The organism is Sphingobacterium cavernae (assembly GCF_008520265.1).
Taxonomy (GTDB): domain Bacteria; phylum Bacteroidota; class Bacteroidia; order Sphingobacteriales; family Sphingobacteriaceae; genus Sphingobacterium; species Sphingobacterium cavernae.
This window is the reverse complement of the sequence record NZ_VIQM01000087.1, coordinates 141,831-148,284: the sequence shown is the minus strand read 5'-3', so window position 1 is coordinate 148,284 and position 6,454 is coordinate 141,831. Positions and strand designations below refer to the sequence as shown.

The 6,454-nt window shown below is 37.0% G+C and carries 5 protein-coding genes; 1 reads left to right on the top strand and 4 read right to left on the bottom strand.

The features are described from left to right. Window positions 1-207: 207 nt before the first annotated feature. The 3 genes from FLS47_RS16000 to FLS47_RS15990 are packed head-to-tail and all read right to left on the bottom strand — an operon-like array spanning window position 208 to window position 3,439. On the bottom strand, window positions 208-1,482 hold the full coding sequence (locus FLS47_RS16000; protein WP_149915333.1) for an AI-2E family transporter: 1,275 nt from the start codon (window positions 1,480-1,482) through the stop codon (window positions 208-210). Between the two features lie 10 nt (window positions 1,483-1,492). Then, window positions 1,493-2,674, bottom strand: coding sequence for an MFS transporter (locus tag FLS47_RS15995; RefSeq protein ID WP_149915332.1), 1,182 nt, complete (start codon window positions 2,672-2,674; stop codon window positions 1,493-1,495). 15 nt (window positions 2,675-2,689) lie between these two features. Then, a complete protein-coding gene (locus FLS47_RS15990) occupies window positions 2,690-3,439 on the bottom strand; it encodes a TrmH family RNA methyltransferase (protein WP_149915331.1) in 750 nt (249 codons plus the stop codon). A gap of 7 nt (window positions 3,440-3,446) precedes the next feature. On the opposite strand from FLS47_RS15990, the gene tamL reads away from it, so the two are divergent. Further along, window positions 3,447-5,789 (top strand): translocation and assembly module lipoprotein TamL, encoded by a 2,343-nt coding sequence (gene tamL, locus FLS47_RS15985; protein ID WP_149915330.1) that lies wholly within the window; start codon window positions 3,447-3,449, stop codon window positions 5,787-5,789. Here tamL and FLS47_RS15980 read toward each other — a convergent pair. Next, entirely contained in the window at window positions 5,786-6,322 is a 537-nt protein-coding gene (locus tag FLS47_RS15980) for a hypothetical protein (RefSeq protein WP_149915329.1), read from the bottom strand. The two genes, tamL and FLS47_RS15980, sit on opposite strands and share 4 nt — an antisense overlap. Between the last annotated feature and the right edge of the window lie 132 nt (window positions 6,323-6,454).

Sequence of the window (6,454 nt, the reverse complement as noted above, 5' to 3'; positions counted from 1 at the left end):
TAAGAAGAAATGGACGATGCCACTGGCCAATTGGGGAACAACAGCACAGAAATTAGCAATTTGGTTTCCGGGAAGAATGGTGTTAGATTTGCAATAAGAAAAATGGTTGAATTACCGCCCCGCGGGGAGGTAATTCAACCATTGACACAGTTTATTTTACACTCCCTTTTAAGGTTTTAAAAAAAAAGAAGATAAGGAATAGCTATGCTATTCCTTATCTTCTTTTTTATCATCCTCTTGTTTCAGATTCTCATAAGGGTTGACTTCACTTTCGTTGATTTCTTTGTAGGTCACTTTCGTTTCAGGCACTTGTCCTTCATTTGTTTCCACATTTACATCAACTTCAATTTTCTTTTTGTTTTTAGGTAAACGAACTATTCCCCATTTCATCAAGAGTTCTTGTGTCGAGTTGCGTTTCAAATGTTCTTTTTCGGGTTCTCCGATTAAGAATCCAAAAGCTTCCATTGAAGGAATCGCGTCAAAAATAACTTTTAAGGTCGCAATAAAAGGTAAAGCCAATATCAAACCGGCTAAACCGAACAACATACCACCGATTAAAATGCCGACGATAGCCATCAAAGGATTTATACTGACTTTGCTACCTACAATATTTGGTGTAATGATATTTCCTTCTAAAAATTGTACAACTTGAAACCAAGCTATTACACCTACAGCATACCACGCATTGTCTTTAACAGCTAAAGCAAATAAGGCAGGCAAGATCGAGCCAATAGCAATACCAATATAAGGTAGCAACATTAAAAGAGATGCTAAAGAACCAAAGAACCAAGCGTACTCTATTCCCATCAGCATCAAACCGCCTGTATTTAGGATAGCTACTATACCCATTACAGTGATTAATCCTACTAAATAGCTTTGAACTACTTCGTAAATTTTATTTAATACCTCATTGACTTTGCGTTGAGGCGTAGAAGCGAAAGCCTTGAAGAAAAACTCACGGAAAAAGTCGCGGTAATACAACATGAAAAAACAGTATAATGGAACCAATATCGCATTGGCCAATGTATTTCCTAATGAACCGAATGTGGAGGTAATCATACCACCAGCATTTTCTAATGATTTATTGCCCTGTTCGCGGAGTTTATCCATTACTTGATTACGTTCTACACCAAACTTTTCCTGCAACCAAGTTTGACCCTGATCCAATACAGACAATACTTTCCCTGTAATAGAAGAAGCATCCTTACCAATAATGATACTTTGGTGAACAATAAACCAAATAATACCAGAAATAATGGCAATAGCTACTAAAACAGCGAGTAGGGCAGCAAAAGCTTTACCCAATCTCAATTTCTCAAACAGTCGGGCTAATGGAAAAAGTGAAATAGAAATTAAAGTAGCGAAAAGCAAAGGAATCAATAAACTTTGCGAAACATACATTAATCCAAGGATTAATACCAATGCAAAAAGGCTCGAAGCCAAATTGATGGAATACGGTTTTTTAGATGGTTGTACATCCATATTTATTTGGTTAATAGTGCTGTGTGTTTTTAGTTTTTTCCCAATAATAAATATACAATAAAGCTAAGAATACTACAATCGCATTTCCATAAAGAATTTGCGGTATTCGAATTATTATATCATGATAAATGTAGCCTGCAAATAATGCGCCAAACCCAATTCCTATTTCTAATGCGATATACATTGTAGCCATTGCTCGACCACGGTGATTGGGGTCAGAAAGGTCAATGGTCCAAGCATTAAGGGCAGGAGATAAGATTCCACTACCTATTCCAAATACAGCAGCCCCCAATATTAAGTAATTGGTGCTTTCCCCAAAACCTAAAATAACTAAAGAAATCGTCATAATAATCACGCCAATGCGCATCACAATCGTCCGTCCGTGTTGATCGGCAGCTTTGCGAGATAGCAATCGTATTGCCACGGAGGCAATCGTATATACAGTGAAGAATAGACCTTTGTTTGCGATTCCCAAGTTTTCACTCCAATCGGGAATCAGAGTCAAAATAACACCAGAGGAGCTATAACACAGCAACATCACAATCGCAGCAGGTAACACTTTGATTTCGAAAATATCCTTTTTGGTAATGGCCAACATCGATACATGAAATTTGCTTTTGGTTTTTAACGTTTCTTTCATGTTGAAGACAATAATAATCGAAAGAAAAGCAAATGCCGACGAACTGTGAAACATAGCATCTAAACCATAAGCTTGTGCGACATAACCACCCAAAGCTGGACCAATGGCACTCCCCAAACTATAACATAGTCCGTGCATACCCAAAGCTTCACCCCAACGATTGGACGGTATGATATCGGCAATATAAGCCGATGTAGCTGTAGGCTTGAATCCTGTCGAAAAGCCGTGAATTAAGCGTAGCAGAAAAAAACCCGATAAACTGCTCAATATTGGATACAAAAATCCGCAAATGACACAGACTATAGAGCCTATAGCCATCACAGGAACACGTCCCCATTTGTCCGTTAATTTGCCACTAAATGGACGAGAAATTCCCGCCGTAAGTGTAAATAATGCAATGATTAAGCCTTTATGTTCTGCGCCACCAAGAGAAGTTAAATAATTGGGTAGCTCAGGTATAATCATGTTAAAACTTGCGGAGAACAATAATGTGCTCAAGCAAAGTAGAAAAAATGAAGTGGTGTAAATCGATCCGTTTTGCTCGGAATCCATAGTTTTGTGTGTTTCTTATTTGAGTTGTTGTCTGCTGATTTCAGAACAAAATATTGTGGTCGCTACTGCTACATTTAATGATTCCGCCTCTCCAATACGTGGAATCGTAACCGCCGTATCTATCTTCGAAATTAAATTTGGACTGATGCCATTTCCTTCATTTCCCATGATAATCAATCCTTCTTCACCAAATTCAGTTTTATAAATGGATTGTCCATTGAGCAAAGCTCCAAAAGTCGGTAAAGTATTTTCTTCAATAAATTTTTCTAAATCCAAATAATACATTTGCACGCGTGATAGGGATCCCATTGTTGCTTGTACAACTTTAGGGTTGTAGGCATCAACAGTTCCGATGGAACAAATAATATGTTTAATTCCAAACCATTCCGCCGTGCGAATGATCGTACCCAAATTCCCTGGATCTTGTACATCATCCAAGACCAAGCTGTGTTTGCCTTTCAGTTCGGCTTTGTCCAATTCATTGTTTTGTGGTAATTCAACTAAAGCCAGTGCGCCCTGAGGATTTTTGAGACTAGAAATCTTTTGAAATTCAGCTTCGCTAACATCCTCCAATTTTATATTATGCGGGATTTTCTCCAACTTTGTCTGCGCTTGTGGGGTAGCATATATTTTTTGTACCTTGTAGGTTGAATAGACAAACTCTAATACAGATTTAATTCCCTCAACTACAAAAACTTGATGTTGTAAACGGAATTTCTTGTTTTGTAACGAAGTAATTAAACTTATTTGAGCTTTTGATAACATTGATTGAATGAATAAAAAGAGTAGACTATTTATTATTGCAAGTATAACATTTTTACTTTTATTTTTTGAATCTTGCCGCTCTGCCAAATACTTGGAGGAGGATCAAGCTCTAGTTACAAAAGTTGATTTAGAAGGTTTTCCTACACATTTAAAAGAATCCGCTTACCAATATATATCGAATGAAATTCGTCCAAACTCGGCGTTGAATTTGACGATTTATAATATTTTTAATACCAAATCTGGTAAATACAAAACCGAGAATATCCGTTCCGTTGGCGAAGCTCCACGCGTTTTAGATTCTTCTTTAGTTGAACTTTCTGCTATCCAGATCCAACGTTTCTTGCAAACTAGAGGATATTTCCGAGCAAAGGTTACGCCTGATATTTCTGTAAATAACAAAAAATCAAAGATTAATTTTCTAGCGACTCCCGATTCATTGTTCCGTATAGGTACGATTACAACAAATTTTGATGCTGATTATGTATCACAAGTGTACCAAAATAGCGTAAAAAATAAGTCTAATTTGCAATCTGGTAAACCTTACAATGTCAATGATTTTGGTGAATTGCGTGAATCTTTGTACGATGCCATGCGCAACGAAGGATATTACGACTATTTGAGACAATATATGCGTATTGCGGTAGACACGAATCGTAATGCCGAAACCGCAGATATTGAGATTCAAGTTTCTGTGCCAAACTCTACAATCCTAAAGCCTTATCGGATTAATGATGTATCTGTGCGAATAAATAATTACGATGGTAATAATTCCAATGCAGGGGTAATTGCTGACACGACTTCAGGGATAGAATTTTTGGATTACAGTTCGCGGTATAAATTAAAACCACTTTCTCGGTATATGTATCTGCGCGAAGGCGAGCGTTACAGTTTAGAGAATGAAAATTTATCGTATGATAGATTGTACGAGATGAATGGATTCCGAAGTGTCAAGATTAAATACGAAAAGGAGGGAGATAGTCTGTTGAATGTGAATTATGAATTGACACCACGCTCGTTGATGTCTAATCAGGTCGAAGGCGAATATACATTCAGTTCGGGAATGAGTGGATTTAATGTGGGAAATACTTTTTCGCACAGAAATATTTTTGGCGGTTCTGAATTGCTGGAATTGAAATTGAAATATGGTGTACTCTTTGACCCTAGGTTGTCTGGGAAATTGTCCGAAAAGATATTCAACAATGATTTTCAAGCGGGCGTAAGTTTGGTTATACCACGTATGCTTTTACCTTTTGGCTGGGGGAATACGGGTAGATTTGGTTTACCGCGGACGACACTTTCCTCGAATATTCAGTTTTTTGATCAGGATCGTACGTATACCAATAGTTATTTCATCAATACATTGAATTATTCCTGGTGGCAGACGCCAAATTTGCAACACAGCTATACGCCTATTGTTGTAGAATACCGTGACGGTCAGTTTGATGCCGCTTTTCGTGCAGAATTGGAGCAAGAGGGCTATCAATTGTATATTGCTTCTAATGATAGACAATATTTTGGGCTTGGAGCACAATATGCATCGACATATAACTCAAAAAAATTACAAACACTCGATAACTTTCAATTTTTTCGTGGGTCAATAGATTTGAGTGGTACTACGTTGGGACTTCTGAGTAATGTCTTTAATTTTCAACGCAGCGCAGATGGATCAAAAACGCTTTTTGGCGTGACATATCTTCAATACATCAAAGGTGAAATAGATTACCGATTGTACAAACACTTGGGTGGCAATCAGCAGTTTATTTTTAGATTTAATGGCGGAGCTATTGTGCCTTATGGCAATAATTCGCGTTTATTGATTTTCGAGAAAAGCTTTTATGCTGGCGGTATGAACGGAATACGTGCGTGGCAAGCGCGTACATTGGGGCCTGGAAATTACAATCGAAGCACTATTCGCGAAGATTTGCGTGTTAATTTGCGTAATTTGGATCAGTTGGGTGAAATGAAACTCGAAGCCAACTTAGAATACAGGTTCCGTATCTTAAATCGGTTTTTTGGGGCGAAGCTAAATGGCGCAACATTTTTGGACATGGGGAATGTATGGTTACTTCGTGAGAATGAGTTGAATGAAGGTGGTGTGTTTAAGTTTGATAAATTTTTGTCGCAAGTAGCGGTAGGTACGGGATTTGGTTTGCGATTTGATATGGATTATTTCACTATACGTCTGGATGCAGGTTTGAAAATTAAAGACCCTCAATTTACAGGCAAAAATCAATGGGTAATCCAGCATTTATTCAATTCCAAAGAGTTCAAAGCAGATTATTATGAAAGCCATAGACCGGATCGTTATGGCTTATTTCAATACAATTTTGGGGTTGGGTTGCCTTTCTAAATCAAGTTTTTCAAAACCTGAAATGCACTTTCTAGGACTTGTGAAATAGATAAGCCTTTGCTGTATGAGAAATATGCATAAATGATTCCTAAAATAACAAAAGTCATTAGCAGTCGTTTCGCTGCATAGGCAATAAAAAGAATTACTGCAGGAATAATCAATAAAAGTAAACCATTTATTTTTACGGGCGTTATTTTGTTGTCTTTCTTGTACAAGAAATATAGTTTTCCTGATGTTTTATCTTGATTTTTGTGTTTGAAATAAACAAATGTCGAGCTTTCGATAGGATGCGATGGGACAGCAACACCATCGTGAAAAGCGAGTGACTGCTCGAAACCATTTATTGTAAATTTAAACGTCCCATTGATATAATCTAGAGCAGAATCAGCAGAATCAACGGCGATGATGGCTACTTTACCATTTGCGGTAAGATTTTCTTTGATAACAAAATTGTCGATGCGTTGAAATGTTGACTGCGAATACACAATCGCAGAGGATAAAATCAGGAATAGGGTTAAAAAATAATTTCTCATATCAATAATTCAAAGCAATATTACTAAATTATTCAAGTAAATGTGTCAATATAGGATGTTTTTAATGGTCAAAATATTTTTGAAATGTAGATATACTTTGTACATTTGCATTAGTTAAAACAGAGCATATTA

Excerpts from the sequence above, each read along its gene's own strand:
- FLS47_RS15995 (WP_149915332.1), bottom strand. The coding sequence starts at position 2,674 with ATGGATTCCGAGCAAAACGGATCGATTTACACCACTTCATTTTTTCTA.
- tamL (WP_149915330.1), top strand. The coding sequence starts at position 3,447 with ATGAATAAAAAGAGTAGACTATTTATTATTGCAAGTATAACATTTTTA.
- FLS47_RS16000 (WP_149915333.1), bottom strand. The coding sequence starts at position 1,482 with ATGGATGTACAACCATCTAAAAAACCGTATTCCATCAATTTGGCTTCG.
- FLS47_RS15990 (WP_149915331.1), bottom strand. The coding sequence starts at position 3,439 with ATGTTATCAAAAGCTCAAATAAGTTTAATTACTTCGTTACAAAACAAG.
- FLS47_RS15980 (WP_149915329.1), bottom strand. The coding sequence starts at position 6,322 with ATGAGAAATTATTTTTTAACCCTATTCCTGATTTTATCCTCTGCGATT.